Raw genomic sequence first — 25,505 nt, 5'->3', positions numbered from 1 at the left:
GACTGCCAGGTCGGAGAGCGCTCATCATGACAGGCCAGGTGAAGACCATCGCGGTGCTCACCGCCCGGCCCGGCAGGGTCGATGCGCTGCGGGACCTGCTTGGAGAGCTGATCGAACCCAGCCGCGCCGAACCGGGCAATCGACGCTACGACCTATGGGTCGACCCGACTCAGCCCGGCCGGTTCGTGCTCGACGAGCTCTATGCCGATCTCGCCGCGGTCGAGGCGCACCACGCCACGCCTCACTTCCAGGTCTATCTCGCACGAATTGCCGACTTGGCGGAGCGTTGCGTTTGGACGCTGAACGAGGTCGTCGTCGCCTGACGAGATGAGTGTGGAAGCGTGACGTGGTTAGCGCCAGAAGCCGTCGTGAAGGAGAATCCAGATGGTCGATGCTTCACACACCCCGCGGTCAATGACACGGCGCCAGGCGATGACCAGGGGCGCTGGCGCTCTGCTTCCGTTGGCGCTGCTCGCCGCGAGCGGTTCGGCCGCCGCCGAGCGTTCGACACGAAGCGCCAGCCTAACCCAGGTGCGGAATGCGACCCTGCGCATCGACTATGGCGGCGTCCGCTTTCTTGTGGACCCAGTGCTGGCCGACGAGGACGCCTACCCTGGCTTCGAAGGCACAGCCAACAGCCAACGACGGAACCCTCTGGTACCGCTGCCCGTACCGCTCGCCTCGATCATCAACGTCGACGCCGTTATCGTGACGCACCTGCATCCAGACCACTGGGACGAGGTCGCGAAGATCAAGCTGAACAAGGCGCTTCCGATCTTCGCTCAGAACGCCGACGACGCTGGCCAGCTCAGATCCGCTGGCTTCTCGGATGTGCGATTGCTGACCGAGAACACCGAGTTCAATGGCGTTCGCCTGAGTCGTACGGACGGGCGGCACGGGACCGACGCGACACTGAAGGCGCTGCCTCAGATCCTCGGCCCCGTCAGCGGCTTCGTCATGAACCACCCCACCCACAAGACTCTTTATGTCGCTGGCGACACTATCTGGTGCGTCGAGGTCGAGCGCGCGATCGCTCGCCATTCTCCGGACGTGATCGTGCTGAACGCCGGCATGGCGACGGTGATCGGACTTGATCCGATCATCATGGGTCCCTCCGACGTCCTCGCCGTGCACCGCGCCGCGCCGAAAGCCATGCTGATCGCCAGCCACATGGAAGCGTTCAATCACTGCATCCTCAGCCGGGCCGATCTTCGCACCTTCTCGAAGCGGGATGGATACGAACAGCGCCTGCTCATCCCCGCTGATGGTGAAACGCTGGCGATCTGACAAAGCCGCCGCGATCATTCGCGCCTGTTGAATGCGTTTTGCACGCCGCAGGGGATCTTCTCCACCCTCCCCGGGTCGATCCGAAGGTATTGTCGCGCCAATAGCGGAAGTTAGCGCCCCGCCAGTTTCCAGACGTTCAAACGGGCTTCCAGCGGCAGCGCAATTCGGGGTCTGAGCCATTGGCCTGGCTCGGCCGCCCTTTATTGATTGCGCCGACGATTCCGGGCCTCGAGGAGATACAGCGTGCTCCCGGCCGACTGGAACCAGAGCGCTTACAATAAAGCAGCTCGCCGCCCCGCCTTCGCCGGGGGGCGTCGCCCCCAAGAGCTATACGACGTGAAGCGTGATTCAGGCGGCGCAGGCAGGACCCTTGCCCGCGTGCGTGACCATGGCTTCGGCGCGGGGCCTGCCGCCCGAGGCTGATACGCTCCATCTGACCACCGGGGGACAGCGCGTCCTACGGGTAGCCGCCAACCTCCTGCTCATCGTCGATCACCTGGCCCCTTCCGGCCTTCACCTCGCGAACGATCCGGCGATCGACCGCGTCGCGATCCCACGGCCGCGCGCCAGCGTTGGCCAGGACATGGGCCGCGACCTGGCTGGACGGCAACAGCTTCAGCCCCTCCGGCCAGAACGGCGGCTTGGCCAGGAGCTTGATCTTGGGGAACGGGTCGGTGTTGAGAATCCTCGCCGGCGGCATCTCGGTCCCGTCGGCATACCGGGTCATATTGTCGAAAGCGTAGAGTTCCAGGTCCCCCTGCCCCTCGACGATCAGGAACGGCAGGTCCGGCTTGGTCGAGGCTCCGCCCTTCACCACATTGCCAGCGATGACCAACTGACCGACGCGCCACTGGTGGCCAACCCACTCGCTGGCGTTCAGGGCGTAGTGCATGCAACGCGTGCCGGGATCGTAGATCAGGTTGTTGACGCTCACCGCCTCGACACCGCCTTTGAATAGCTGATTGCGCTCGCGGTTGTGGGCGTAGAGATTTCGGGCAATCAGCACCTCGTAGGCGTTGTCGTGGATCAGGCTGCCCTTGGAGTGCTCGCCCTTAATATGGCTGGCATTCGACAGCCCTTCCGCGACGATGTTGTTGCTGAAAGTGATCTGGTGCGAGGTCCCGTCGCGCCAGCCGGCCGGATCCTCGCCTCCCGTGAAGCGCGGGCCCGAGGCCGACAGGTTCTCGTCGGTGGCCCAGCTGGTCGAGCAGTGATCAACGATGACGTCGCGGGCCTTCCAACAGGTGATGCCGTCCACCTCCCAGCCGCTCTTGCTGGGCTCGCCGTCGCGGCCCGCGCGAACGCGGATATGGCGGACAATGACGTCGTGGCTCTCGATGGCCAGACTGCCCTTGATCAGGGTGATCCCCGGCGAGGGCGCGGTCTCGCCGGCGATGGTGAGGAAGGGTTCGGTGACCTTGAGGCTGTGGCGCACCAGGTCGATCACACCGCCCACGTCGAAGACGATCGTACGCGGCCCCTTGGCGGCAACCGCTTCGCGCAACGAGCCCGGACCGCCACCGGCCAGTGTCTTGACCCGGATGACCCTGCCGCCATCGCCACCGGGCGTTTTGCCCGCCCAGCCCAGGCGTTCGAACGGCGCCTTGCGCGGCGCGGCCATGACGAGACCGGGCGCCGCGCTCAGGGCGGCGGCCAGCAAGGTGTCGCGACGGGTGATCATGATTGCCCTCCCACCTGTTCTTGGTCTCAGACGCCGGTTGCCAGCCAGCCGATGGCGTTAGCCAGCCAGCGCTGCTGCAGCGGCTTCACCATGTCTGGGAGGCGATGGACCAGCACGCGCGCCTTGTCTTTTCTGACCGTGAAGCTGGCCGCGCCGTTCTTGCGGTCGTGGTCGCGGCTGTAGGCGGCGATGACCTCGATGCCCTCGCCCTCGATGACAAGGCCGTTCGAGGGCTGGCCCTCGACCTGATGCAGCACGCTCATGCCCATGTCGGTCGGCAAGCCGGCGAAGGTCGAATGCGCTCGGACATAGTTCCAGTTGCCCATCCACGGCGCTCGCAAGCCGCCGACTTGGCCGGCATAGTTGAAGAGACCCAGGCCCTGAAGCTGCCTGGCGACGCCGTCGGCCAGTCCATCCTCCTGAACCATGGCCAGCAGGGGCGTCCCCGCCTCGACGGCGGCCAGCACCTCCGGCGGCAGCTCGCCCAGGACCACGACGGGCTTCTCGCCCTTCTTGGGCTGAGCCTCCAGGCCAGTCTGCTCGCCCACCTGCCGGCGGACGATCTCGTCGGTCTTCAGGCCCGAGGCGACGATGCCCGCGTAGCGAACACCCGGCCTAAAGTCTTCGACCACTACGTTGGGCAAGGCCGCGAGCTGCTCGCGCAGGCTCTTGGCGACGCCCGAGACGCCGATCTTCAACGGCTTGACGGGCTTGGGCGCGGGGGCCGTTACCCAGATCTCCCGATCGGAGACGACATCGTCAAACGCCACGCGCAGGATGTTCAGCCCCGGACGGGCCAAGGCGGGCGTACGGAAACTCTCGGCCAGCAGATAGCTCAGCTGGTCCGGCGTCTGGGCCGGCGCGGACCAGCGCCCCAGCTCCTGGACTTGGCCGCCCTCGCCCACCAAGCTCAGCACGGCCTCCCCGGTCGCGGCTTGGCCGGTGTCATTGAAGAGCCAGATGTCCAGCTCAGCGGTCTCGCCGGCCGCATAGGCCAGAGCCCGAGGCTTGGCGATCGCCATCATCGGCCGCAGGGCCTGGCTCATAAACGTCGGATCGGCTTTGAAGCCGCGTAGCACGTCGACGATGCCCGAGTGGTTCTCGATCGAGGTGCTCTCCCAGCCCGAGATCGCCGCCACGTCGACGGTCTCGCCGAGGCGGATGTTTTCCAGGTAGTTGCGCCAGGACTCGTAGACCTTGCGGCCCATCGACAAGAACAGCGCCTCGCTGGTGGGGAAGGCCTGCTTGAAGCCCCAGCGCTCGATGTAGCTGTTGGTCGCCGCGACGATGTCCTTGTGGTCCCGCAGATCGTAACTCTTGCCGCCGTTGGCCAGGATCTCGACGACCATCGCCTCGTGATTGTCGGCCGTGGCGCAGCCCTGCATCTCGCCAAACTCGACGATGAAGGGCTTGCCCTTCTGCATGTGGATGTAGTCGTTCTTGGACCGGTAGAACTTGTCGTACCATTGGTCGCCGGCGCCCTGGTGCTCGACCCACCAGCCGCCCCATTCCTCGACGTCCGAGCGGTAGTAGTGATCGTTGTACGGCAGGTACATGGCCTGAGCCGCGCCGCGCTTGACGAAGCCGTCGTTCAGCACGACCGCCCGGCTGGGATCGAGGTCGTGCATGGCCTTCAGCACCGCCTGCACGTCGGGATTGGCCAGGTTCGCGCCGATCTCGTTCTGCAAGGTGTACTGCACAAGCGACGGCCGCGAACGGAACGCGCGGACCATGGCCTTGCACTTCTCGACCAGGAAGGCGCGGCTGAATTCGTCGGCCTCGGACAACGCCTCGCCAGGCTTGAGGTCGCGGCCGATAGCGTGCCGCCCCCCGCCAGGCTCCATGACCCGCAGGAGGCCCATCTCGTCCATCGCGTCGAATACCTCGGGCTTGCCGACGTTGCGGTGGAAGTGCAGCGCATTGAGCCCCAGCCTATGGGCCGACGCCACCTCTCGCCGGGCCAGTTCAGGCGTCGGCCACAGGCCGTTGAAACCCCAATAGCCCCACGAGATCGCCGAGTAGAGCCGCACGCGACGGCCGTTGAGGCGCAGCATCGCATCGGTCCCGACGCCCTCGACGCCGAACCACCGGAAGCCGAACCGAACCTCGCGCGTGTCGACGACGCCCTTCGCCTCGGTCCAGCGGAAACGTAGGCGATACAGGATGGGGGTCTTCAAATCCCAGATCTGGGCGTCCGGCGCGGCGACCGTGAAGCGCACCCTCAGGCGCCTGTCACCGAACACCTCGACGGCCTCGATCACCGAGGAGGCGGCGACGGGCGCGCCAGCGTCGTCGATAAGTTCGACGGCGGCCTTGGCCTTTAACCGTTCGCGGCCGACCTTCGGCGGCGGCTCGTCGAGCACGACCTCCATGAAGCCGGTGACCTGGCGCGGGTTGGGCGTGTTAAGGACCCAGGCGTCGTCGATCCGCGCCGCGCGCGGGTGGGCGCTGAGGGTGATCCCGCGATCCAGACCGCCAAAGCCGTGCGAGGCGAAGAACTTCAACTTACCCCACGTCATGGTCGTGGAGTCGCGCCAGTCGAAGCGCCCGCCTGGATTGGTGATGCGGATCGACAGGTGGTTACCATCGCCGGGCTTCATCGCCTCGCTGAGATCGCAGTGGATCGGCAGTTCCGACATGATCGAGTAGCCCACCAGCCGCTCGTTCAGGAAGACCTCGGCCCGCATCCGAGCGCCGCGGATGTTCAGCATCACCCGCTGGCCCCTGGCCGAGGCCGGGATATCGATCGTCCGGCTCCACCACGACACGCCCTTGTAGGCGCCGTAGCGCGGCACGTCGTCGTCCTCGGCGTAGCGGTATTCGTCCGGACCGTAGGGCCGCGTGCCGAACGTGCCCCAGAAGTGCTGCTCGACCGTCGTTGGCAGGGTGACCTTGATCGCCTCGCCTGAACCCAGCGCGCCCCATCCGCCAGTCGGCGGGTTTACCGGCAGCTTGGCCAGCTCAAACGTCCCCGGCAGATGAATAAGGTCGTCCTTCCAGGGCGCGTCTTGGTCGATCCACAGCGACCAGCCCTCGTCAGGGATGGCCAATGAAGACTCGGCGGCCAGGCTCGTGGTTGGCGCGAGACCCGTGACGGCAGCGACGCCCAGGCTGGCGGTCAGGAAACCGCGACGATCAAGATGCATCGGATACTCCGCCTTAAGGGGTCCAGCCGTCGGAACCGGCCAGGAAGGTCTTGCGGTCCCAGGCCTTGGCCTGGTCGGCGGTCAGTTGATGGCTGCGCGGTTCGCGGGTCTGGGGGCTCGCTCCCGGACCGGTCGAGGCGTACTCGGCGAAGGTGGCGGTGTTCAGGGTCTCGGTCTTGCCGGGCGTCCACTCCCGCCAGCCGGCCGGCTGTAGCGGAGCCTCGATGCGCGAGCGCATGAAGATCACCGTGGCCAGGGGCCGCCAAGCCCGTCCGAACCAAATCTCCTTGGCGTCCCTGTCCGCGGTGATCAGGCTGCGGTCGAAGACATAGGCGCTGTCCTGGTCGGGCCGCACCTTGCTCTGGGCGGTGATCATCACCGTCTCGTGGGCGATGCCGTGGATGTGGCAGCGATCGAAGAACGCCTTGGCGTCGCCGAAGATGAAATCGACATGGCCCTCGATGTAGCAGTCCTTGAAGTACTGCCGGCTGGGCTTGTCCTTCTTCGAGGCGGCGTAGAGCGTGTCCTGGGCCCCCAGCAGACGCACCCTCTCCAGCACGGCGCGATCGGCGGTGATGGCCAGGGCCACGGCCTGCGAAGGCTCGGGATCCTTCAGGTGATAGTCATTCTGGATGGTCAGGTTCTTGGCGCGGAAGCCGTCGCCCGAGACGTTCATCGAAAACGACTTGAAGGTTCCGCCAGCCGTGCGGGCGCCGTCGCCCCAGACGATGACCACGTCCTTGGGCGTGCGGCCCTTGCCAATCAGGCGCACGTTCGGCTTGGCGATCGTCACCTTCTCCCGATACTCGCCCGGCGCCAGCTCGATCGCGCCGCCGTCGGCCGGCAGGGCCTCCAGGGCGGCGGTCAGGGTCTTGTAGACCGCCTTGGGACCGACGCGCAGGGTCTGGGCCGCCGCGACCTGAGTCAGCGTCGTGGCCAGCAGAAGGCCCAGGAACAGACGCTTGCCGATCATGCGCGCACCAGGGCGCCGCCGCGGACGACGAGGGCGGAACCGGCATGGACGAGGGTGTGCTCGCCATCTGCCTTGGTGCTCAGCACCGCCTCCGGGAGCTTGAACCCGGCGGCAAGAGCCGACGTTCCAGCCAGGGCGGTCGTGGCGCCGAGGGCGCCGAGCGTGGAGCGACGGGTCAGGATCATGGGCGAAGGACTTCGGGAAGGTTACTGGATCAGGTAGCGGCGCAGCGCCGGAACGGTTTTCGACAGCTCTTCGGTGACGATCGCCGAGAAGTAGTCCGCGCCCACGACACCCAGGTGCGTGTAGTCGAACGACAGCTTGGCCTGTCCCATGGGTTCGACGGCGGCGTTGTTCTGGGCGCCCGGCATCGGCGCGGCTGGCGCGGCGGGAACACCCGTGCTGGCGGCGATGGTCGTGCCGGTCTTGGTGGCGGCCTCCACAACCTCGGCCGACGGCGGGCGCTGGGCGAATTTCATGGCCTCGACCGGTCCCATGGCCTGGACAGCGGCCCGGCTGCGGGCGTGCAGGTCGACCAGCGGCGTGTTGGTCTCGGCGGCGACCTTGCGAACCGCGTCGGCCCAGGGACCCAGGTCATCCTGCAGCTTGCCGTCAACGAACTGGCGACGCGTCAGGGGCGTGACCAGGATCGGCTTTCCGCCGGCGGCCCGCACCTCGTCGACATAGCGCTTCATGTTGGCCGGAAACTCGGTAGCCAGATCCGTCGAGCGGCCCGGCTTGCCCGGCTGGTCGTTGTGGCCAAACTGGATCAGCACATAGGTGTCGGTGAAGCCGCCAGACCTGATCTCGTCCATGGCCAGAGCCCATGAGCCCTCGGCCCGGTAGTTGCCGCTGGAGCGCCCGCCGCGCGCCAGGTTGATGCAGGCGGCGAACGAGGTCACGCGCCAGCCGCAGAAATTGGGGCCCCAGCCCCCTTGCACGGCCGTGGTGGAGTCGCCGATCAGCACGATCTTGATGGCTCTGAACTTGGGCGGCGCGACGTCCGCCGCCTGCGCGTGGGCCGCCAGCGGCGTCAGCGCCAGGGTGGCCGCGAGGATCATGGCCTTCAAACGCATGGGCTACTCCGAAGAAGGACGGGCGGCGCGGCGAAGGACCAGCGCCGCCCAGTTTGCGCCTCGGGGGGAGACGATCTGGCCCGCCTAGAACGGCGGTTTGTTCGAAGGGTGGATGGCTGCGGCGTCGGCGGCGACTGCCTTGGCGGACGCGCTTTCGGTGGCGCGACTCGACGGCCTGGACATCATGACCTCCCCTTTTTCTCGCGGTGGTTGAGACCGTCTTTCACCGGATTACTGTCACCGGTGTCATTTTCTATGATAAGCACGCCCAGGGGGCTGACAAAAGCGGAAAATGTCCGATAAACTTTTGTAATTATTGGATTTATTAACCGTGGAGGAGTGTGGTCATAACAACGAATTCCGCCCGCCGATCCGCACCAAAAAATCCCGGATCGCTCGAAAATATCGGCGCGCCATTGATCGACGAAGCGTTCGACCGCATCGTCACGCCCAACAAGAATGCCGAAAACAATCGGGGAGTGCCGGTGTCCCAGGCGGAGCGACCCAAGCTTCGAATCGTCCGGGAGGAGGTTTGGCGTGATCACCCGGCCTACCCCGCCGTTTACGCCAAGGATTGGCGAGATCTCTGCGCCTTTCTGCGCGCCCGGTTCGGCCCGGGCCCGCCCGACTGCGAGGACGTCGCCCAGCAAGCCTTCTTCAAGCTGGGCGAGCAGACCGCCGACCGCCAACTGCAGAGCCCTCGCGCCTTCGTCTTCCGGATCGCCATCAACCTGATGCATGACGCTCGCCGCCAGTTGCGGCGCGCCAACGCGGCCTTGGACGACACCGCCGTCCTGCCCGTCGACCAGGATCCCGATCTGGAGCGCGCCCTGATCGCCAAGCAGCAGGTGCGCCTGCTGCAAAAGGTGCTGGCCGGCCTGCCCGAGCGGCATCGCCTCTACCTGACCGCCAACCGCATGGACGGCCTTAGCTTCGCCGAAATCGCTCGCAGACAGGGCGTTTCGGAATCCCTGGTCCGCAAGACCGTGGACGAAGCCGCCGCCGTCTGCCAGCGCGCCATCGCGCGCGGAACCATCGACTATCGAGGCCTGTCGCGTGAACGCACCCGTCGATCCTGACACCCCGATCGCCGTCCAGGCCCGCGCGTGGGCCCTGGCGGTGATGGGCGAGGACTTTCCGCCTGGGCGCTCGGCCGAATTTGGAGCCTGGCTAAAGGCCGACCCGCGCCACGCCCTGGCCTATGAGCAGGCCGAGGGCACGCTGATGCTGCTGGACGAGGCCCTCGCCTCTACCCTGTCCGCCCGCCCTACCCGCTCCCCGGCGCGTTGGATCTGGCCCGGCGCGGCCGCCGCAGCGGGCCTAGTCGCCGCCGCCGTGCTGGCGACGCCGCCGGCCGCCATCCAGTCCGCCGCCGGCCAGACGCGCGAGGTCGCCCTCGCCGACGGCAGCCACGTGACCTTGGCGCCGGCCTCCAGCCTGCGTCCGACTTGGCGCTTGGCCCGCCGCGCCTATGTGCTGCAGCGCGGGGAAGCCTTCTTCGCCGTCCGCCACGATCCGGGCCATCCGTTCACCGTCGCCGCCGGTGACGCCAAGGTGCGGGTGTTGGGCACGCGGTTCGACGTGCACAGGACGGCGGGTGATCGCGTGCGCGTCGAGGTCGAGCAGGGCCTGGTCGAAGTGGCGCGGGGCGCATCGGTCGCCCGCGTCGGGGCCGGCCAAGGCGCCCTGGTCGACGCCTCGGGCGTCCGCGCCGCGAACCTGATCGCAAGCGACGCCGCCGGCGCTTGGCGTCGAGGCCGGCTGGCCTATGCCGCCGCGCCCTTGGAGGACGTGGTGGCCGACCTCAATCGTTATGGCCTGAGCGTTCGGGTCACGACGGGCGCCGCCAGCCTCAAGGTGACGGCGGGCCTGCGCCCCGACCAGGCCGAAGCCTTCGTAGCCGGACTGCCACGCGTGCTGCCGGTCACGGTGTTCCGGGAAGCCGACGGCGGCCTTCTGATCCACGCGCGATGAGGCGCGCGCTGGTTTCGGCCACGGCGCTGGCCATGGCGTCGGCGGTCGCCCCCGCCCTGGCCGCGACGCCACGCCCGTCGGTCTTCACCTTCGACCAGCCCGCCCAGTCGCTCTCCACCGCGCTGCTGGCCCTGTCCGAGCAAACCGGGGCGCCGATCCTGGCCCCCGCGGCCCTGGTGGCGGGCCGCCAGGCGCCGGCGGTGCGCGGAACCATGTCGCTGGAGGCGGCTCTGAACACCCTGCTGGGCGGCGCGCGGTTGTCGTTCGTGATCGGCGCCGAGGGCGTGGTCACCATCGCGCCGACGCTCTCGGGGGCCCGGCCCACGGCCCGCGCGCAACCGCCACCCGCCGCGCCGCATCGCAACGAGGAGCCGCCGGCCGAGGTGGACTCCGTGCGCGTGACGCCGTCGCCCGCCGCCCACCAGCCCGCGATGCTCAAGCGCCGCACGCCCTCCCCCATCGATATCCTGACCCAGGACGAGATCGCCCGGTCGGGGGCGATCAGCCTGGGTGACGCCCTGCGCGAGCTGCCCGGCGCGGCGGCGGTCAACGACGGCGGGGAGACGCGTCAGATCGCCTTGCGCGGCGCGGCCAGCCGCTTCACCCGCGTTCGCATCAATGGCATGGAGACCCTGGCGACCTTCGGCGGCGCCAACGCCGGCGGCGGCACCAATCGCGGCCGAGCCTTCGACTACAATGTCTTCGCCGCCGACCTCTTCCGCCAGATCCGCCTGCAGAAGACCGCCACGGCGGACATCGACGAAGGCTCGCTGGGCGCGACGATCGACATCTCGACCCGATCGCCGTTTGATCTGCGCGACAAGAGCGTCCTGTTGTACGGCGAGCAGACCTGGAACAGCCGCGCCGAGCGCCTGGCGCCGCGCGGCTCGATCGTTCTGTCGCGCCGCCTGGCCGATGATCGGCTAGGGATTCTGGTCTCAGCCGCATACTCTCGGCGCTACGCCGTCGACACGGGCAGCACCGCCGGAGGCTGGCAGACGGGCGAGGCGCTCTATCCCGGCTTTGGCGCGGTCACGGGCGGCGCCAGTCTAGCCGACGTCAACGCCGCCCTGCATGCCCGGATCCCGCGCCTGGAGCTGATGACCGCTGACCAGTCGCGCCTGGGCCTGACCGCCGCGCTGGAATGGCGGCCGACGGAGGGAACGCGTGTCGCGCTGGATCTGCTTTACGCGACCCTGAGGTCCAAGCGGCGCGAATATCTGTTGGAGAGCTTCACCTTCCGGAGTGCCGGCGCGTGCGGCCCGGCGGCGCCGCCGGCCTGCGGGCTGAACGGAGTCACCGCGATCGATCCGCAGTTCCGCCGTGGCGACGGTCCGGCCGTGCTGATCGCCGGAACCTTCGACGGCGTCGACGTCAAGTCCGAGGCTCGCTACGACGAACTCGACACCATCTTTCGCCAGGCGACGCTGTCGGCCACGCGCCAGCTTCCGGGCGGGGTCGACGCCACCGCCCTGCTCGGCTTTTCGCGCTCGGACTTCAGCAACCCGGTCCAGAGCACCCTGCACCTGGATCAGTACGGCGTGAACGGCTTCGCCTACGACTTCCGTGATCGCGCCCATCCGTTCGTCGGCTATGGCGATGCGGTGCTGGACAAGGCCTCGGCCTGGAGCCTGGCCGAATTTCGCAACGATCCGAACTGGGTGGACAACAGCTACAAGACCGCCGGACTGGACCTGAAGGGCGGGTCGGCCGCCTTCGAATGGCGCGCCGGCGTTCTGCACAAGGACTATCGTACCGAGGCCGTCGCCCTGTCGCGGTCCGACGGCACGATCGCCAACCTGAATGGCCTGCTGCCCGCCGCTCTGACCGCTGTCCCGGTCGCCGACTATGTCCGGATGGTCGGTGGCGACGTGTCGTATGGCGCCGTCGACCCGCCCGCCGGCTGGTTGGCGCCGGACATCCTGCAAGGCTTGCCTCCGCTACGACAAGCCTGCGCCCAGGCCGCCTGCGGCGCGTTCCGCCTGGGCCCCGAGCCCGTCGCCTCCACCAACTACGCCATCCGCGAGCAGGACGACGCGGCCTATCTGCTGCTGTCGCGCCCTCGCCGCGCCGGACGGACTCTGTGGGGCGACCTGGGTCTGCGCTTGTCGCGGACGGGTCAGGACGCCACGGGGTCACAGGTCCAGGCCGACGGAACACTGAAGCCGGTCCAGTCGCGCCGGAGCTATGGCGACGTGCTGCCGTCGGCCAACCTTGTCTGGGAGCCGTCCGACGACCTGACGGTCCGCTTCGGCGCGGCGCGCGTGATGGTCCGTCCGGATCTGCGCAGCCTAAGGCCCGGCTACACCGTCTCGACCACCAGCCTGAAGTCGGTTTCGTCGGGCGATCCCGACCTCACGCCCACCCGCGCCACCAATCTGGACCTGGTCGTCGAGTGGTTGGCGCCCAACGGCGGCGCGATCACGGTTGGGGCCTATCACAAGTCGATCAGTTCGGTGGTCCAGCAGACCATCACCCAGCCGGCCAAGTTCTCGGCCAATCCCTACGGCCTTCCTGACAGCGTCGCGGTTCTGGCGTGCGGCGGCGCGCTGGGATGTGACCCGGGCCTGCCGATCTGGCAGTTCTTGCGCCCAGCCAATAGCGGCAAGGGGCGCTTGGACGGTGTCGAAGTGTCGGCGGCCATCCCCTTGGGCGTCGCGCGGAGCAGGCTGGCGTCCTGGCGACTGCAAGGATCGCTGGCCTATGCGCGCTCCAAGGTTCGTTATCGAATGCCGTCTGGCGCATTCGAGCCCATCGAGGATGCGCTAGGCGGACCGCGCGTTGTCGGGAACCTCGCCGTCATCCATGACGGTCGGCGTTGGGATGCTCGCGCCAGCATCAACCACCGAGGCCGATACCTTTCAGCGATACCGGCTCTCACCGGCGGAGACGCTGACGGCTTCGCCGCGCTAACCACTTTGGACGCCTCGCTCCGATACAAGCTCTCCCCGCAACTCACCCTGGCGGTCGACCTCAACAACCTGACCGACGCCCCCGTGCGCCAATTCATCGATCGCAGCGAGATTCCGAACTATCAGCATCGCATCGGGCGGGACGCCCGGATCGGGCTACGCTTCCGATACAAATAGGCTGCTGGAAAGGCGAAGATCCAGGCTACGCCGAACCTGTGTTCGCCCACAGGGCCGCTAAGGCGGCTTCTAGACCTCCCACGTCAGCGGCTCCCCCAGCCTGATCGCCGACGCGCCTGTCGACCCAAGACGCCCCTCTGGAAGACGTCTTGGGCCAAAAGCGTCATGCCTAGAACTTGTAGCGCACCCCGACCCTGTAGTTCGGGCCGCTGGCGCCGTACGACTGGATCACGGGATCGGTGTAGCTGTAGCGGGTAGCGTTCTCGTCCGTGATGTTCAGCGCCTCGAAGGTGATGCTGACCTGCTTCATCGGCGAGTAGCGCACCGACATGTCGACGTTGGTTGTCGAGGCCGAGGCTCCGAACTCGTTGATCAGCGGGCTGTCGCACGCCGAGCCATTGGCCTGGAGGCCAGGATCGCAGTTGCCCGAGGTCAGCGGATAGGTGGTCTTGTAGGCGTCACGCTTGGCCATCGAGACGCGGGCGTTGAACTTCTCGGTCTCGTAATAGACCGTCAGGTTCAGGCCCTTGGGCGAAGCGCCCAGCCACGGACCGGTTCCGTAGGTCGGCTGCTTGGTGACGGCGCCCGCACCCGCGACGACCGTACCCGGGTCGAGGATGTAGGTCAGCTTGGTGTCCAGCTTGGTCATGTTGAATTGGACGCCCAGGTTCTTGAAGTACCAGGGCAGGAACGTCAGGTTCTGCTGGAAGTTGAACTCCCAGCCCTGCAGGTAGCCGCCGGGCGCGTCGCGGACCTGGCGGGCCAGGACCGGGTTGTTGGCGTCGATATAGGCGCGACGGAAGACGTCACCGCCGGTCTCGCCTGGGAACTGCAGCTTCAGGGCCGCGATGGCGTCGGCGTCCAGGAAGGTCGACAGCGGCGCCTCGTAGAAGACCGTCTGTGGGAAGCTGTCGATGTCCTTGCGGAAGTAGGCCAGGCTGATCAGCCCGCCCTTGTTGAAATACCACTCGGCCGCGACGTCGTAGGCCTTGCCTCGGAACGGCGACAGCTTGGTGTTGCCGACCGTGATCGTACCGCCGATCGACGAGCCGTCGCCCGGGATGCTGATACCGGTGACGGCTGGCGACAGGTTCCCCAGCAGCGGACGGGCCATCACCTTGGCCGCGGCGAAGCGGATGTAGAGGTTGTCGTAGGCCTCCCAGGTCAGGTTCCCGGACGGCAGGGTGTCCTTGTAGCTGTTCTCGCCGGTGATGCGACGCCCGGCGGTCGTCTCACCATAGGCCAGGACATCCGTCTGCGCCTCGCGCACGCCGACGTTGCCGAACAAGCGACGGCCGCCCCAGACTTCGTAGTCGAAGTTGAATTGCGCGTAATACGACAGGTTCTTCTCGGTCACGCCGAAGGTGGCGGTGCGGTTGCGCTTCCGGGTGATAGTGAAGTCGCCGTATTTGTTGATGCAGTTGCAGTCGAAGCCAAAGACGCTGCTGAACGCCTCGAGGTTGGGCGCGAAAAAGCTGGTCGTCGTGCCTGCCGGCACCTCAAGGCCGTCGCCGAACTCGATCTGCTTGCCCAGCGAGGCGACGGTGACCTTGGCCTCCTTCTCGGTCGGGTTCAGCAGATCGCTGTTGCGCTCGTACTGGTCGGTCGAGAACTCGAACTCACGTTTGGTGACGCCCGTCTTGATGGTCCAGTTATCGTCCAGCTTGTAGGTGAGGTCGATCTTGCCGCCCTTGTAGTCGTTGATCGTCGTGCGCCGATAGTTGCGCATGGCCGAGAAGCCCTTGACGATCCCCCACTGGCCCGGGTCGGCGGCGTTGAAGCCGACATCGAACTTGGGCATGGTCGTTGCGCCGCGTTCGTCGAAGACGAACGGCCCCTGCACGTCCATGGCGTTGAACTCGACCAGGGTGCCGACGTTGACGTTTTCAGAGCGCGAGGTCCCGACCGAGACCTGCGCCTTCAGCTTGTCACTGAACTCGTGGTCCAGGTTGAGCGAGAGTTGGCGGAAGTCGGTGGTATAGGCGCCGCGGTCGGCGCCCGAGCGCCAGTCGACATTGGCCAGCTTCAGGTATTCGGCGTTCTGGCCGACGACGTCGGCGTCCAACACTTTCACCGACGGACGGCCGATTAGCTGACCGCGGAAGGGCAGGCTCGCGGCGGGACCGGCGTAGCCGGGCGACAGCGGATTTGTGTAGTACTCGTAGGCGTCCAGATTGTTGGGATTGTAGCTGTACTGGTAGCCGGCCAGCGGGGTTGTCCCATTCAGGGACTGACCGCAATCCGTGCCCGGCGTCAGTTCGGTCTCGGCCGCGAAGGTGCAGGTGCCGGGATAGAGCGCGCGGCGCTGGGCGTCCGTCATCGCCGAGCCCGCCCGCGCCGTGGCCGTCGGAACGTTGGCCCCATACGAGTAGCTGGCGTTGGTGTTGTTGCGGTTCAGGCCGACCGCGCCGATCTGGTAGTTGGTGCTGACGCTGTCGAACTTGGAATACAGGCCGTCGACGGTCAGGCGCGTGCGCTCGGCCAGCTGCAGCTGGAACGAGCCGGTCAGGCCTAGGCGCTCGGTCTCGACGTTGCGCTGGTTGAGCGACGCCAGGGCCGGAAAACGGATCAGAGAGTTGTTGCAGCCCGGGGTGGTCGGGGTCAGGCCCGCGACCGCCTGGGCCGCGACCGCGGCGCAGCCCGGATAGAGCTTGGCGTAGGCCACCGGATCCGACCCGGTCATGGCGGCATAGGCGGCCGGGTTGGCCATCGGATTGTAGTAGTTGGCCGGGTTGGCCTTGTAGGCGTCCAGCGCCGAACCCGTCAGAGTGGTCGGGATCAGGGCGCTGAACACCGTGCCGGTCGGCGCGGCGAAGCCGGCGCGGCCGGGCAGTTCGTCGCCGGTCCAGGTCGAGCCGCGATAGACGTAGTCCGACGAGCCGGTGCCGCGGTTGTAGCTGTCATCCTCGGAGCTGCGCTTGGCCCAAGCGGCCGAGACCAGCACGCCCATCTTGCCGTCGAACCAGCGGTCGGAGAACAGGCCGGTGACGCGGGGCGAGTGCTTCTTGCCGTTCTGGTAGTAGGAGTCCTCGGCCGAGAAGGCCATCTGGCTCTTCTTGTAGTCGAACGGACGACCCGTGATCAGGTCGACGGTCGCGCCCAGCGAGCCCTCATCGGCCTCGGCTGACGACGACTTACGCACGCGGACCGAGCTGAACAGCTCCGAGGCGAAGGCGTTGAAGTCGAAGGCGCGCGAACGGTTCGGGCTGGAGCCGGCGTCGTTGGAGGCGCCCGTCGACAAGGCTTCCATGTTGTTGATGCGAACGCGGCTAAAATCACCTGATAGGCCGCGCACGCTGATGGTGCGGCCTTCGCCGTTGTCGCGGTCGATCGAGATGCCCGGCAAGCGCTGCAGCGACTCGGCCAGGTTGGAATCAGGGAAGTCGGCGATGTCCTCGGCGTTGATGGCGTCCATCATCACGTCCGAGTTCTTTTTCAGGTTCAGAGCGCTTTGCAGCGAGGCGCGATAGCCGGTGACCACCACTTCGCTGACCGTGTCGGCGGAACTCGTCGTGGCCTGCGCGGCGGCCAGGCCCGGCGCCCCCGCCATGACGGCGGCTAGGCAAATGCCAGTGAACAGTGCGGTCCGCCGGTGGTTGATTCTGGTGGTCGTCATTGGATTCCTCCCCAAAAGATGTGTCGGTGATGGCCCGCGGCTTTTCTGTTTTCTCCGCGCGCTGGTGATTGGCCGGTCTTAGTTGGCGAGCCCCTTTCGGCCGGTGATCTGGAGCTGAGCGGCGACGCCGGGCGGCTGGGTCAGTCCAGGCCGCGAGATCGGTTGGCCGCCGCCGATCCACAGCTCCGCCGGGCCCGGCTCGACCGACCGACCGCCAGCGGCGTCGACCGCGGCCAAGGCATCGGCGTCGAGGTCGAAGTCGACGGTGCGGGTCTGGCCCTTCCTCAGCGACACGCGTTGAAAGGCCTTCAGCGCCCGGATCGGCGCACCGGCGACGCTAGGACGCGAGACATAGAGTTGGACGATCTCGTCCCCGTCGCGATCGCCGACGTTGGTGACAGGCGCCTTGATCGTGACACGCTCGCCCGCCGCGGCGGCGGTCCGCAGGGTCGGCTTGCCGTACGAGAAGCGCGTGTAGGACAGGCCGTAGCCGAAGGGATAGAGCGCCTCGCCGCCGAAATAGCGGTAGGTGCGGCCCGCCATGGCGTAGTCCTTGAAGGGCGGCAGCTGGTCGGCCGACCGATAGACGGTCACCGGCAGGCGGCCGGAGGGGCTATAATCCCCCGCCATCAGGCCCGCGATCGCCGTTCCGCCCTCCCCGCCCGGGTACCATGCCTCGACGATGGCCGGCAGGCTCATATCCGCCCAGTTGGCCGCGATCGCCCCGCCGTTCATCAGCACCAGGACAACCGGCTTGCCCAGACCGTGCAGGCGCTCGAGCAGCCTTTGCTGCGGAGCCGGCAGGTCGAGGCTGGTGCGGTCGCCGCCGGCGAAGCCCGCGGCGTGCACGCTCATCTCCTCGCCCTCGACGCGGGCGTTCAGGCCGCCGGCGAAAACGACGAGGTCGACGTCTTTCGCGGCGGCTAGAGCCGCGTCGCCATCATCGGCCGGCTGGCTCCACGTCAGGGCCTGGGTCCCGCGCTCGCCGTCCTGGCGCGCCTCGATGACGACAGGGTAGGCCTTGCCCGCCTCGAGGCGGATGGTCTTAGCCATCGACGGATCGATCGTGGCGTTCCAGAAGTCGGCGATCACCTGGCCATCGACGCTGACGCGCCATCCGCCGTCGCCCGTCAGGGTGAAGCCATGGGCGCCGCTTTGGGTGGGGGTGACGAAACCGCTCCAGCGGATAGAGCTGTGACGTTCTTTGCGCGTCGGCCAGCCCCAGCGGAACTTGGCGTTGGCGTCGACGCGCGTCTCAAGCGGCGGGCCGGCCAGGTCGAGGTTGCCGAACTCCTCCGCCTTCAGCCCTTTGACCACGCAGGCGGCGTCCTGGCAGAAGATCGCGTCCGGCGTCGGCGTGCTGGACGGACCGACCAGGCCCGTTCCCGACACGTGAACGACCTTGGCCTCAGGGAAACGGGCTCGGATGCCGGCCAGCACCGTTACGGGTTTCGAAGGCGAGCCATTGTAGTTGCCGACCAGAGCATCGACGCTATCCGCGTTCGGCCCGATCACCGCGATGGTTCTCGGCGCGGCCCTCAGGGGCAGCAAGCCGTCGTTTTTCAGCAGGACTAGAGATGACTGGGCCGCGCGCAAGGATACCGCGTGATGGGCGGGCGTGTCGTTGTCAGCGACCGTGATCCCGCCCCAGGGGCCGCTGGTCGGTGGGTCCATCAGCCCCAGGCGGAAGCGCGCCTCAAACAACCGGCGCATGGCGACATCGACCTCGCCCTCGGTCACCAGGCCCGATCGAACGGCGTCTACGATGGCGGCGGGCTCGACGCCGCGCGCGCCGCCGAAGTCGCAAGCCAAGTCGGTGCCGGCCTTCAGGGTGGCGGCGAAGGCCTCGGCCGGCGTCTTGCGATAGGCGTGCGACGTTGGCAGGTAGAGGTCGGCCACCGCGCCGCAGTCCGAGACCACATGGCCGCGGAAACCCCAGTCGCGACGCAGGCGGTCGGTCAGCAGGGTCGGATTGGCGCAGGCCGGTTGGCCATCCACGGCGTTGTAGGCGCACATCACCGCGTCGACCTTGGCGCGCGTGACCAACGCCTTGAAGGCCGGAAGATAGGTGTCCTCCAGATCGTGACGCGAGGGGTGGATGTCGTCACGGTGACGGTCAGCCTCTGGCCCGCTATGCACGGCGTAGTGCTTGGCGGTGGCCATGGTCTTCAGGTTCTCGCGGTCGGGTCCCTGCAGGCCTTGCACGAACGCCACGCCCATCTCGGCGGTGAGGACGGGGTCCTCGCCGTAGGTCTCTTGTCCTCTGCCCCAGCGTGGATCGCGAAAGATATTGATGTTGGGCGACCAGACGGTCAGGCCCCGGTACTGCGCGGTCGATCCGTCGGCGGCGGCCTTCTCGACATACTTGGCGCGGAACTCGGTGCTGATGACGTCGGCGACCTCCCGCATCAGTCCGACATCGAATGTGGCGGCCAGGCCGACGGCTTGCGGGAAGACGGTGGCCTCGCCCGCGCGCGCCACGCCATGCAGCCCCTCGTTCCACCAATTGTAGGCGGGCACGGACAGCCGCGGGATGGCGGGCGCCGCATGGCGCAGCTGGCCGGCCTTTTCCTCCAGCGTCATCTGGGAGACGAGATCGGCGGCCCGCTCGGCCGCGGGCAGCTTGGCGTTGCGATAGGCCATTGCGCCTTGGGCGTCGGCGACGCTGGCCAGGCTCAGGCCCCCCACGGCGGCCGAAGCTTGCAGCATGATCCGGAACTCAGGCGACATCGTCGCCGCCGCGCTCAGCGTTGAGATCCTTCAGCAGCTGACGGTCGGGCCGGAACAGGATGATGCGCTCCCCGCCCAGAGCCCGCGTCTGGCCGCTGATCGGATTGACAAGGGCGTATAGGTCGCGTCGGCGGACGGTGAACTCACCGATGCCCGGCGCTTCCAGGGCGTGACCTTCCAGCAGGGTGTGACGCATGCGTCGCAGCAGCGACTGAACCAGCAAGTCGCTGAGCTCGCGGTCCAGCTCGCGGGAGAAATCCAGGAAGGGCTGCACGAAGGCGCCGTCAACGCGCATAGGCGACCAGCCCGTTCACGGTGCGGCGTGCCGCGTTCAATCCTGCTGCGAGGATTCCCATGCGCGCTTCCTCCTATTTCGCGGTCTGAAGTGCCGCGCCCCGGCCAGACACCGGTGTCAATCCATTTGACATAATCTCGCCAAACAGAATTCGAAAGAGAAAAGTTACCGCTCACATGCGAATTTTAAGACAAATTATGCCCCAAAACGTACGGGAACATAACGACGATCAAACATTGGCAATCCGCACCAGAAATTTGTTTGTTTTCGTCTTTCGCTACTCAAACCGCATCGCCGCGCGATCGTGCATGGTTTCCATGATCTCGAAGCGCCCGACGAGGACTGCGAGCTCTGCGATCACCCCGATATTCGCTACCAGTTCGAGATCAGGAACAGGTTCACCAATGCCCGTCTTCAGATCGGGTCACCACCCGCACCATCAGCGTGAAGACGCGACGAAGAGCAAAAAAAGCCGCAGTCGGGTCAGCCCGTCCCTTCGACCATCCGACGATCGCCGACACCGCCGCGGTTAGCATCACCGCCGCCGCCACGCATCCCAGCCAGGACAGCTGCTCCGTGATTCCAGGGCGCGGGCCGCCGCCCTCTTCATGCCGCTCTCTTCATCATGTCGCGCCACGGAGGCTCCCGGCAAAGGCTATCCTGCTGCGGCGATCGAGGTCGCCTTGGCGTTACGCCAAGCCGCCAGGAAAATCCGTCCGGCCAGCCCCTCGGAAAGGACCGGAAGCGCGAGCCGACACGGACGTCCATATCGCGGACCTGGACGCGCCATTGGCTGCCGTTGAACTGACTCCAAGAGGCGACATTCCAACACTGATTTTTGAGGTCGACGCCTGGGACCGGGGCGGCCGGTCAGTTTGTGTTGGGGCGACGTCCCGGCCCGCGCCGAACTTCCCTTTCCAGCGCAACGGCGTTGATCAAGGCCCCGTCCGCGCCGAGAATTGGAAACACCTCGACTTCACAATGATAGGGCTCGCCGGACTTGCGATAGTTCACCAGGACGACCTTCTGGCGCTGGCCCTTTCGTATCGCGCGGGCCAGAGCCCGACGCGCGGCAAGGCTCGTCTTGTCGCCTTGGAGAAGGCGCGGCGATCGCCCCACCAGTTCCTGGCGATCATAGCCGCTCATCCGTTCAAAGGCGGCGTTGACGTAGAGGATCGTTGGGCCAGGACCGGATAGGTCGCCATCGGTCATCACGACCGCCGTTTGCGAAGACTCGGTCAGAGCGGCGATCAATTCCTTCAGACCCATGCTCAACTCGTCCTAACGTCACGCATACACTTCGCCGTGAAGGTCAGTAAATGACCTCGGCCAGATTGCAATTCATTCATTGTTAACCGTGACGAAGCGTCGCTAGTCGTCGCGAATGCTCACTTTGAGCCAGTCCCGCCTGCGACAATCGGTCCGGCGAAGGCCAAATTAGGATTCAATTAGGATCTTACGGCAACGCTTAGGCAACATTGTTCCTCAAGCGAAAAAGACAACCGATGCTGTTTTCGAGCGCCGCCAAAACCAGACAGAGCGCCGTTGCGGCGGAGTTGCGTGACCTGAGAGCCCAAGTCGCGGCGATGGACCGGTCGCAGGCGGTGATCGAGTTCAAGCTGGACGGCACCATCCTGCGCGCCAACACCAACTTTCTGAACGCGCTCGGCTATCGGGCCGACGAAGTGGTGGGAAAGCATCACCGCATCTTCGTGCCGCCGGCCGAGGCCGCTAGCAGCGAATATCGCGCCTTCTGGGATCAGCTCAACAACGGCCAGTTCGTCGCGCGGAAGTTCCTTAGGATCGGCAAGGGCGGCGCGGAGTGCTGGATCCAAGCGTCCTACAATCCGGTGCTCGACGAGAACGGCAAGCCCTACAAGGTGATCAAGTTCGCCACCGACGTGACCGAGATCGAGCGTGAGCGGGCGCGTTCAGAGCACGAGCGGCAGCAGGCCGCCGACGAACAGGAGGAGGTCGTCGCCAGTCTCGCCGCCAGCCTCAAGCGCATGGCCCAAGGCGACTTGACCGCCCGGATCTCCGCCCAGTTCCTGGGGCGCTATGCGCAGATCAAGGACGACTTCAACGCCGCGATCGATAGCCTGCGCGAAGCCATGAGCGGCATCGCCGCAACCACCGGCGGCCTGCGGGCCGGGGCCGACGAGATTTCCACGGCGTCCGACGACTTGTCCCGCCGCACGGAACAACAGGCGGCAAGTCTGGAGCAGACCGCCGCCGCGCTCGACGAGATCACGGCCACCGTCAAGCGCAGCGCCCACGGCGCCAAACAGGCTTCTTTGAGCGCGTCGGGCGCGCGTGGCGACGCGGCGCGTTCGGGCGAAGTCATGCGCGACGCGGTCGCGGCCATGGGTGAGATCGAGCGGAGTTCAGGCCAGATTACCCAGATCATCGGGGTGATCGACGAGATCGCCTTCCAGACCAACCTGTTGGCCCTAAACGCCGGCGTCGAAGCCGCTCGCGCTGGCGAGGCCGGCCGGGGCTTCGCCGTTGTCGCCCAAGAGGTCCGGGCCCTGGCCCAACGGTCGGCCGAAGCAGCAAAGGAAATCAAGGCCCTGATCGCCAGCAGCACCGCTCAGGTGGAGCGCGGGGTCAAGCTGGTCGGCGATACGGGCCAAGCCCTGACGGCGATCGTGGACAAGATCGCCGAGATCGACGTCCTGATCTCGGAGATCGCCACATCCTCGCAAGAGCAGGCGACCGGCCTCAACGAGGTCAATACGGCCGTCAACCAGATGGACCAGGTCACCCAGCAGAACGCGGCCATGGTCGAAGAAGCCACGGCGGCCGCCGCCAATCTCAAGACCGAAGCGGCCGAACTGGCGTCGCTCGTCGGACGTTTCCAGACCGGCGCGGCGGCCGCCCGCCCGGCCGGCCGGATCGAACCCGCCCAATCTGGTCGCCACGCCCCCGCGCCGAATCCGATCGCGCGAAGCCAAGCCCGGATCGCCGCCTTCGCGCGGCCGGGCGGCTTTGCCCAGAACGCCGCCCAAGCTTGGGAGGAGTTCTAGTGGGCGCCGGAGGGAGATACGGCAAATGACCAATGACGCGCTGACCCGCGAGGGGAAGCTGGAGCTGATCTCGTTCGAGATCGGCGGTCAGGAATACTGCATCGATATCCGCAGCGTGCGCGAGATTCGCGGTTGGACGACGGCGACGCAGATGCCGCACACCCCTGACTACCTTCTCGGCGTCATCAATCTGCGCGGTGCGGTGATGCCGGTGGTCGACCTGCGCCGCCGTCTGGGACTTGGCCTGACCGAGATCTCCTCGCGCCACGTCATCGTCGTCATTCAGCATGGTGCGCAGTTGGCTGGCGTTCTGGTCGACGGCGTTCAGGAAACCTTCCAGGTGGACGCCAGCATCCTGCAAGAACCGCCCCAGATCGAGATGACCTCGCGGGATGTCTTCGTGGACGCGATAATTCCCATCGAAGACCGGCTGCTGAGCCGGCTCGTCGTCAGCGCGCTTCTGCCGACTCAGCCCATCGCCGCGTGAGCGCCCGTCCGGAGCGCCCCTTGGGCGTGGCGATCTGTCGCAAGGTGAAGCTTGCGGTCGGGTCAGGAAACCTACCGCCGCATTAACCATCGCCGGGGATAGTCAACAAAACGGCACTCATCGCTCCAAGGGAGCCAATCCATGTCCTCGCCCAACACCCTCGAGAGCCGCCTGCGGTTCATGAAGTTCGACGCCAAGACCAAGGCGCAGCTGCAAAGCGCCAAGGCTGTCATCATGCGCGAGATGCCGGGCGCGCTCGACGCGTTCTATGACCAGGTGCGCGCTTTCCCCGAGACCAAGGCGTTCTTCACCGGCGAGGCCCACGTCACCAGCGCACACGAGCGGCAACTACGTCATTGGGATACGATCTCCAGCGGCCAGTTCGACAGTGGCTATGTCCAGGCCGTGACCAAGGTGGGCCAGGTTCACGCCCGCATCGGCCTCGAGCCCAGCTGGTACATCGGCGGCTACGCCCTGGTGCTCGAACGCCTGATCGGCAAGGTGCTGGAAGCGCGCTGGCCCAAGGGCGGCTTTGGCGCGCGCGGGCCGGACGTCACCAGCGTGGCGGGCGAGCTGGGCAGCCTGGTCAAGGCGACCTTGCTGGACATGGACTATGCGATTTCGGTCTATCTTGAGACGCTGGAGACCGCGCGACAAACGGCCGACGCCGAGCGCGCCAAGAACGAGGCCGAGGCTAGCCAGCTGGTCGAGGCCCTGGCCGAGCGGTTGGGTGAGTTGGCCGGCGGGGATCTCACCGCGCGGATGGACGAACCGGTCGCGCCGCGGTTCGACAGGATCAAGAGCGACTTCAATCGCGCGATCGACGCCTTGCGCGAGGCGATGAGCGCCATCACGACCTCGGCCGACGGAGTGCAGGCCGGCTCCGACGAGATCGCCGCCGCCTCCGACGACCTGTCGCGGCGCACCGAACAGCAGGCCGCCAGTCTTGAGCAGACCGCCGCGGCCCTGGACGAGGTCACCGCCACGGTTCGGCGTAGCGCCGAGGGCGCCAAGCAGGCCAGCGCTGCGGCCGCCGAGGCCAGCAGTGAGGCCGAGCAATCGGGCAAGATCGTCAGCCAGGCGGTCGCGGCGATGGGCGAAATCGAGCGGAGCTCGGGCCAGATCACCAATATCATCGGGGTGATCGATGAGATCGCTTTCCAGACTAACCTGCTGGCTCTCAACGCCGGGGTCGAAGCCGCGCGCGCGGGCGACGCCGGTCGCGGCTTCGCCGTCGTCGCCCAGGAAGTCCGGGCCCTGGCCCAACGTTCGGCCGACGCGGCTAAGGAGATCAAGACCTTGATCGCCAGTTCCACCGCGCAGGTCGATCGCGGCGTCAAGCTGGTCGGCGACACCGGCCGGACGCTGAGCGGCATCGCCAGCAAGGTCAGCACGATCGACAATCTGATCCAGGAAATCGCCCGCTCGTCGGCCGAACAGGCCACGGGACTCAATCAGGTCAATGTCGCGGTCAACCAGATGGATCAGGTGACCCAACAGAACGCGGCGATGGTCGAACAGGCTACCGCCGCGGCGAGCAACCTGCGTGGGGAGGCTGGCCAGCTGCAGGGGTTGGTTTCGGCCTTCAGCACCGGGGCGCCCAGTGCAGTGGGCAGGTCCAGCCCTGGCGCGGTCGCCAGCCCGGCGCCAAGGCCCCGGGGACCAGCGCGCGCCGCCATGTCCGCGCGCGGCGGGGCGGCGCTGGCTGTCAACGAAGCCTGGGAAGAGTTCTAGCCGCCTCCCGATCGGAGACTGCCCCGGGAATAAGGAAGGTCAATTCGGATCGGCTGGCTCAAGCGCGTCTCCGGCCTCACGCCAGACGTTCAACCCGCGTTAGCCCCCTATACGGCCCTAGGCCTTGCGAACCATGTCGCTCGCCCGTGTCCTTTCGAGCTTGGCGAGCAGCCGATTGTAGGTCGACTGCCGTATCGGTCGTCCATCGCGCAGAGACCGCCACGTCGTTTCGCTCACACCCAACACTTCCTGCAGCCAGACCTTGGTCACCGCGGGCAGCGCCCTGCGAAGGACCAGGACCTTCTCTTGATCAACGAGCACCATATTCATGTGTCAGCTTCCAAAGATGCGCGGATAGACGGCTTGCGGCGCAAAGAGGCCTGACCAATTG

18 protein-coding genes are annotated in these 25,505 nt (G+C 66.7%); 8 read left to right on the top strand and 10 right to left on the bottom strand.

Translation table 11 applies throughout. The features are described from left to right. Positions 1 to 26: 26 nt before the first annotated feature. Positions 27 to 323, top strand: coding sequence for a putative quinol monooxygenase (locus tag ABIC66_RS19390; RefSeq protein ID WP_354072264.1), 297 nt, complete (start codon positions 27 to 29; stop codon positions 321 to 323). Between the two features lie 139 nt (positions 324 to 462). Then, entirely contained in the window at positions 463 to 1,287 is an 825-nt protein-coding gene (locus tag ABIC66_RS19385; protein ID WP_354072262.1) for an MBL fold metallo-hydrolase, read from the top strand. A gap of 457 nt (positions 1,288 to 1,744) precedes the next feature. Here the strand turns inward: ABIC66_RS19385 and ABIC66_RS19380 are convergent, their stop codons facing one another. From ABIC66_RS19380 to ABIC66_RS19360, 5 genes are read right to left on the bottom strand one after another with little or no spacing between them, the layout of a single operon-like run. Beyond that, on the bottom strand, positions 1,745 to 2,968 hold the full coding sequence (locus tag ABIC66_RS19380; RefSeq protein WP_354072261.1) for a pectate lyase family protein: 1,224 nt from the start codon (positions 2,966 to 2,968) through the stop codon (positions 1,745 to 1,747). 26 nt (positions 2,969 to 2,994) lie between these two features. Continuing rightward, positions 2,995 to 6,114, bottom strand: a complete 3,120-nt coding sequence (locus tag ABIC66_RS19375) for a glycoside hydrolase family 2 TIM barrel-domain containing protein (protein ID WP_354072259.1) — start codon at positions 6,112 to 6,114, stop codon at positions 2,995 to 2,997. A gap of 13 nt (positions 6,115 to 6,127) precedes the next feature. Next, entirely contained in the window at positions 6,128 to 7,087 is a 960-nt protein-coding gene (locus ABIC66_RS19370; protein WP_354072257.1) for a pectinesterase family protein, read from the bottom strand. Continuing rightward, positions 7,084 to 7,272 carry a hypothetical protein gene (locus ABIC66_RS19365; protein ID WP_354072255.1) on the bottom strand — a complete coding sequence of 63 codons (189 nt, stop codon included), beginning with the start codon at positions 7,270 to 7,272 and terminating at the stop codon, positions 7,084 to 7,086. Before ABIC66_RS19365 ends, ABIC66_RS19370 begins: the two co-directional genes overlap by 4 nt. A 21-nt stretch (positions 7,273 to 7,293) precedes the next feature. Then, on the bottom strand, positions 7,294 to 8,163 hold the full coding sequence (locus tag ABIC66_RS19360) for a rhamnogalacturonan acetylesterase (protein WP_354072254.1): 870 nt from the start codon (positions 8,161 to 8,163) through the stop codon (positions 7,294 to 7,296). Positions 8,164 to 8,579: 416 nt separating this feature from the next. Between ABIC66_RS19360 and ABIC66_RS19355 the strand changes: the two genes are divergently transcribed. The 3 genes from ABIC66_RS19355 to ABIC66_RS19345 are packed head-to-tail and all read left to right on the top strand — an operon-like array spanning position 8,580 to position 13,226. Beyond that, complete coding sequence (locus ABIC66_RS19355; protein ID WP_354072252.1) at positions 8,580 to 9,242, top strand: RNA polymerase sigma factor; 663 nt, start codon at positions 8,580 to 8,582, stop codon at positions 9,240 to 9,242. Further along, a complete protein-coding gene (locus ABIC66_RS19350) occupies positions 9,220 to 10,137 on the top strand; it encodes a FecR family protein (protein WP_354072251.1) in 918 nt (305 codons plus the stop codon). The genes ABIC66_RS19355 and ABIC66_RS19350 overlap by 23 nt, the downstream gene beginning before the upstream one ends. Next, the gene (locus tag ABIC66_RS19345; protein WP_354072249.1) at positions 10,134 to 13,226 is read left to right on the top strand and encodes a TonB-dependent receptor; all 3,093 of its coding nucleotides are present in this window, start codon (positions 10,134 to 10,136) and stop codon (positions 13,224 to 13,226) included. The genes ABIC66_RS19350 and ABIC66_RS19345 overlap by 4 nt, the downstream gene beginning before the upstream one ends. A 169-nt stretch (positions 13,227 to 13,395) precedes the next feature. Here ABIC66_RS19345 and ABIC66_RS19340 read toward each other — a convergent pair whose 3' ends face one another. The 4 genes from ABIC66_RS19340 to ABIC66_RS19325 form a co-directional block, all read right to left on the bottom strand. After that, positions 13,396 to 16,842, bottom strand: a complete 3,447-nt coding sequence (locus ABIC66_RS19340; protein ID WP_354072247.1) for a TonB-dependent receptor domain-containing protein — start codon at positions 16,840 to 16,842, stop codon at positions 13,396 to 13,398. A 78-nt stretch (positions 16,843 to 16,920) separates the two neighbouring features. Then, positions 16,921 to 19,572 (bottom strand): glycoside hydrolase family 3 C-terminal domain-containing protein, encoded by a 2,652-nt coding sequence (locus ABIC66_RS19335; RefSeq protein ID WP_354072245.1) that lies wholly within the window; start codon positions 19,570 to 19,572, stop codon positions 16,921 to 16,923. Then, the gene (locus tag ABIC66_RS19330; RefSeq protein WP_354072243.1) at positions 19,562 to 19,867 is read right to left on the bottom strand and encodes an HU family DNA-binding protein; all 306 of its coding nucleotides are present in this window, start codon (positions 19,865 to 19,867) and stop codon (positions 19,562 to 19,564) included. Before ABIC66_RS19330 ends, ABIC66_RS19335 begins: the two co-directional genes overlap by 11 nt. A gap of 870 nt (positions 19,868 to 20,737) precedes the next feature. Next, positions 20,738 to 21,136, bottom strand: coding sequence for a PAS domain-containing protein (locus ABIC66_RS19325; protein WP_354072241.1), 399 nt, complete (start codon positions 21,134 to 21,136; stop codon positions 20,738 to 20,740). A gap of 236 nt (positions 21,137 to 21,372) precedes the next feature. Here ABIC66_RS19325 and ABIC66_RS19320 point away from each other — a divergent pair, with 236 nt between their 5' ends. From ABIC66_RS19320 to ABIC66_RS19310, 3 genes are all read left to right on the top strand, one after another. Then, the gene (locus tag ABIC66_RS19320; RefSeq protein WP_354072239.1) at positions 21,373 to 22,893 is read left to right on the top strand and encodes a methyl-accepting chemotaxis protein; all 1,521 of its coding nucleotides are present in this window, start codon (positions 21,373 to 21,375) and stop codon (positions 22,891 to 22,893) included. Positions 22,894 to 22,918: 25 nt separating this feature from the next. Then, the gene (locus ABIC66_RS19315) at positions 22,919 to 23,380 is read left to right on the top strand and encodes a chemotaxis protein CheW (RefSeq protein WP_354072237.1); all 462 of its coding nucleotides are present in this window, start codon (positions 22,919 to 22,921) and stop codon (positions 23,378 to 23,380) included. A 141-nt stretch (positions 23,381 to 23,521) separates the two neighbouring features. Next, a complete protein-coding gene (locus ABIC66_RS19310) occupies positions 23,522 to 25,114 on the top strand; it encodes a methyl-accepting chemotaxis protein (protein WP_354072235.1) in 1,593 nt (530 codons plus the stop codon). Positions 25,115 to 25,231: 117 nt separating this feature from the next. Here the strand turns inward: ABIC66_RS19310 and ABIC66_RS19305 are convergent, their stop codons facing one another. Beyond that, entirely contained in the window at positions 25,232 to 25,444 is a 213-nt protein-coding gene (locus ABIC66_RS19305) for a hypothetical protein (RefSeq protein ID WP_354072233.1), read from the bottom strand. Positions 25,445 to 25,505: the final 61 nt, after the last annotated feature.

It is taken from the genome of Caulobacter sp. 1776, from assembly GCF_040545685.1.
Lineage (GTDB): Bacteria > Pseudomonadota > Alphaproteobacteria > Caulobacterales > Caulobacteraceae > Caulobacter.
The sequence above is the reverse complement of the archived record's forward strand: the minus strand, read 5'-3'. Positions and strand labels throughout refer to the sequence as shown.

What these genes read in the sequence shown, in the direction of transcription:
- ABIC66_RS19390 (WP_354072264.1), top strand. Translation starts at nt 27, where the DNA reads ATGACAGGCCAGGTGAAGACCATCGCGGTGCTCACCGCCCGGCCCGGC.
- ABIC66_RS19380 (WP_354072261.1), bottom strand. Translation starts at nt 2,968, where the DNA reads ATGATCACCCGTCGCGACACCTTGCTGGCCGCCGCCCTGAGCGCGGCG.
- ABIC66_RS19375 (WP_354072259.1), bottom strand. Translation starts at nt 6,114, where the DNA reads ATGCATCTTGATCGTCGCGGTTTCCTGACCGCCAGCCTGGGCGTCGCT.
- ABIC66_RS19370 (WP_354072257.1), bottom strand. Translation starts at nt 7,087, where the DNA reads ATGATCGGCAAGCGTCTGTTCCTGGGCCTTCTGCTGGCCACGACGCTG.
- ABIC66_RS19365 (WP_354072255.1), bottom strand. Translation starts at nt 7,272, where the DNA reads ATGATCCTGACCCGTCGCTCCACGCTCGGCGCCCTCGGCGCCACGACC.
- ABIC66_RS19360 (WP_354072254.1), bottom strand. Translation starts at nt 8,163, where the DNA reads ATGCGTTTGAAGGCCATGATCCTCGCGGCCACCCTGGCGCTGACGCCG.
- ABIC66_RS19345 (WP_354072249.1), top strand. Translation starts at nt 10,134, where the DNA reads ATGAGGCGCGCGCTGGTTTCGGCCACGGCGCTGGCCATGGCGTCGGCG.
- ABIC66_RS19340 (WP_354072247.1), bottom strand. Translation starts at nt 16,842, where the DNA reads ATGACGACCACCAGAATCAACCACCGGCGGACCGCACTGTTCACTGGC.
- ABIC66_RS19335 (WP_354072245.1), bottom strand. Translation starts at nt 19,572, where the DNA reads ATGTCGCCTGAGTTCCGGATCATGCTGCAAGCTTCGGCCGCCGTGGGG.
- ABIC66_RS19330 (WP_354072243.1), bottom strand. Translation starts at nt 19,867, where the DNA reads ATGCGCGTTGACGGCGCCTTCGTGCAGCCCTTCCTGGATTTCTCCCGC.
- ABIC66_RS19325 (WP_354072241.1), bottom strand. Translation starts at nt 21,136, where the DNA reads ATGGGTCTGAAGGAATTGATCGCCGCTCTGACCGAGTCTTCGCAAACG.
- ABIC66_RS19320 (WP_354072239.1), top strand. Translation starts at nt 21,373, where the DNA reads ATGCTGTTTTCGAGCGCCGCCAAAACCAGACAGAGCGCCGTTGCGGCG.
- ABIC66_RS19315 (WP_354072237.1), top strand. Translation starts at nt 22,919, where the DNA reads ATGACCAATGACGCGCTGACCCGCGAGGGGAAGCTGGAGCTGATCTCG.
- ABIC66_RS19310 (WP_354072235.1), top strand. Translation starts at nt 23,522, where the DNA reads ATGTCCTCGCCCAACACCCTCGAGAGCCGCCTGCGGTTCATGAAGTTC.
- ABIC66_RS19305 (WP_354072233.1), bottom strand. Translation starts at nt 25,444, where the DNA reads ATGAATATGGTGCTCGTTGATCAAGAGAAGGTCCTGGTCCTTCGCAGG.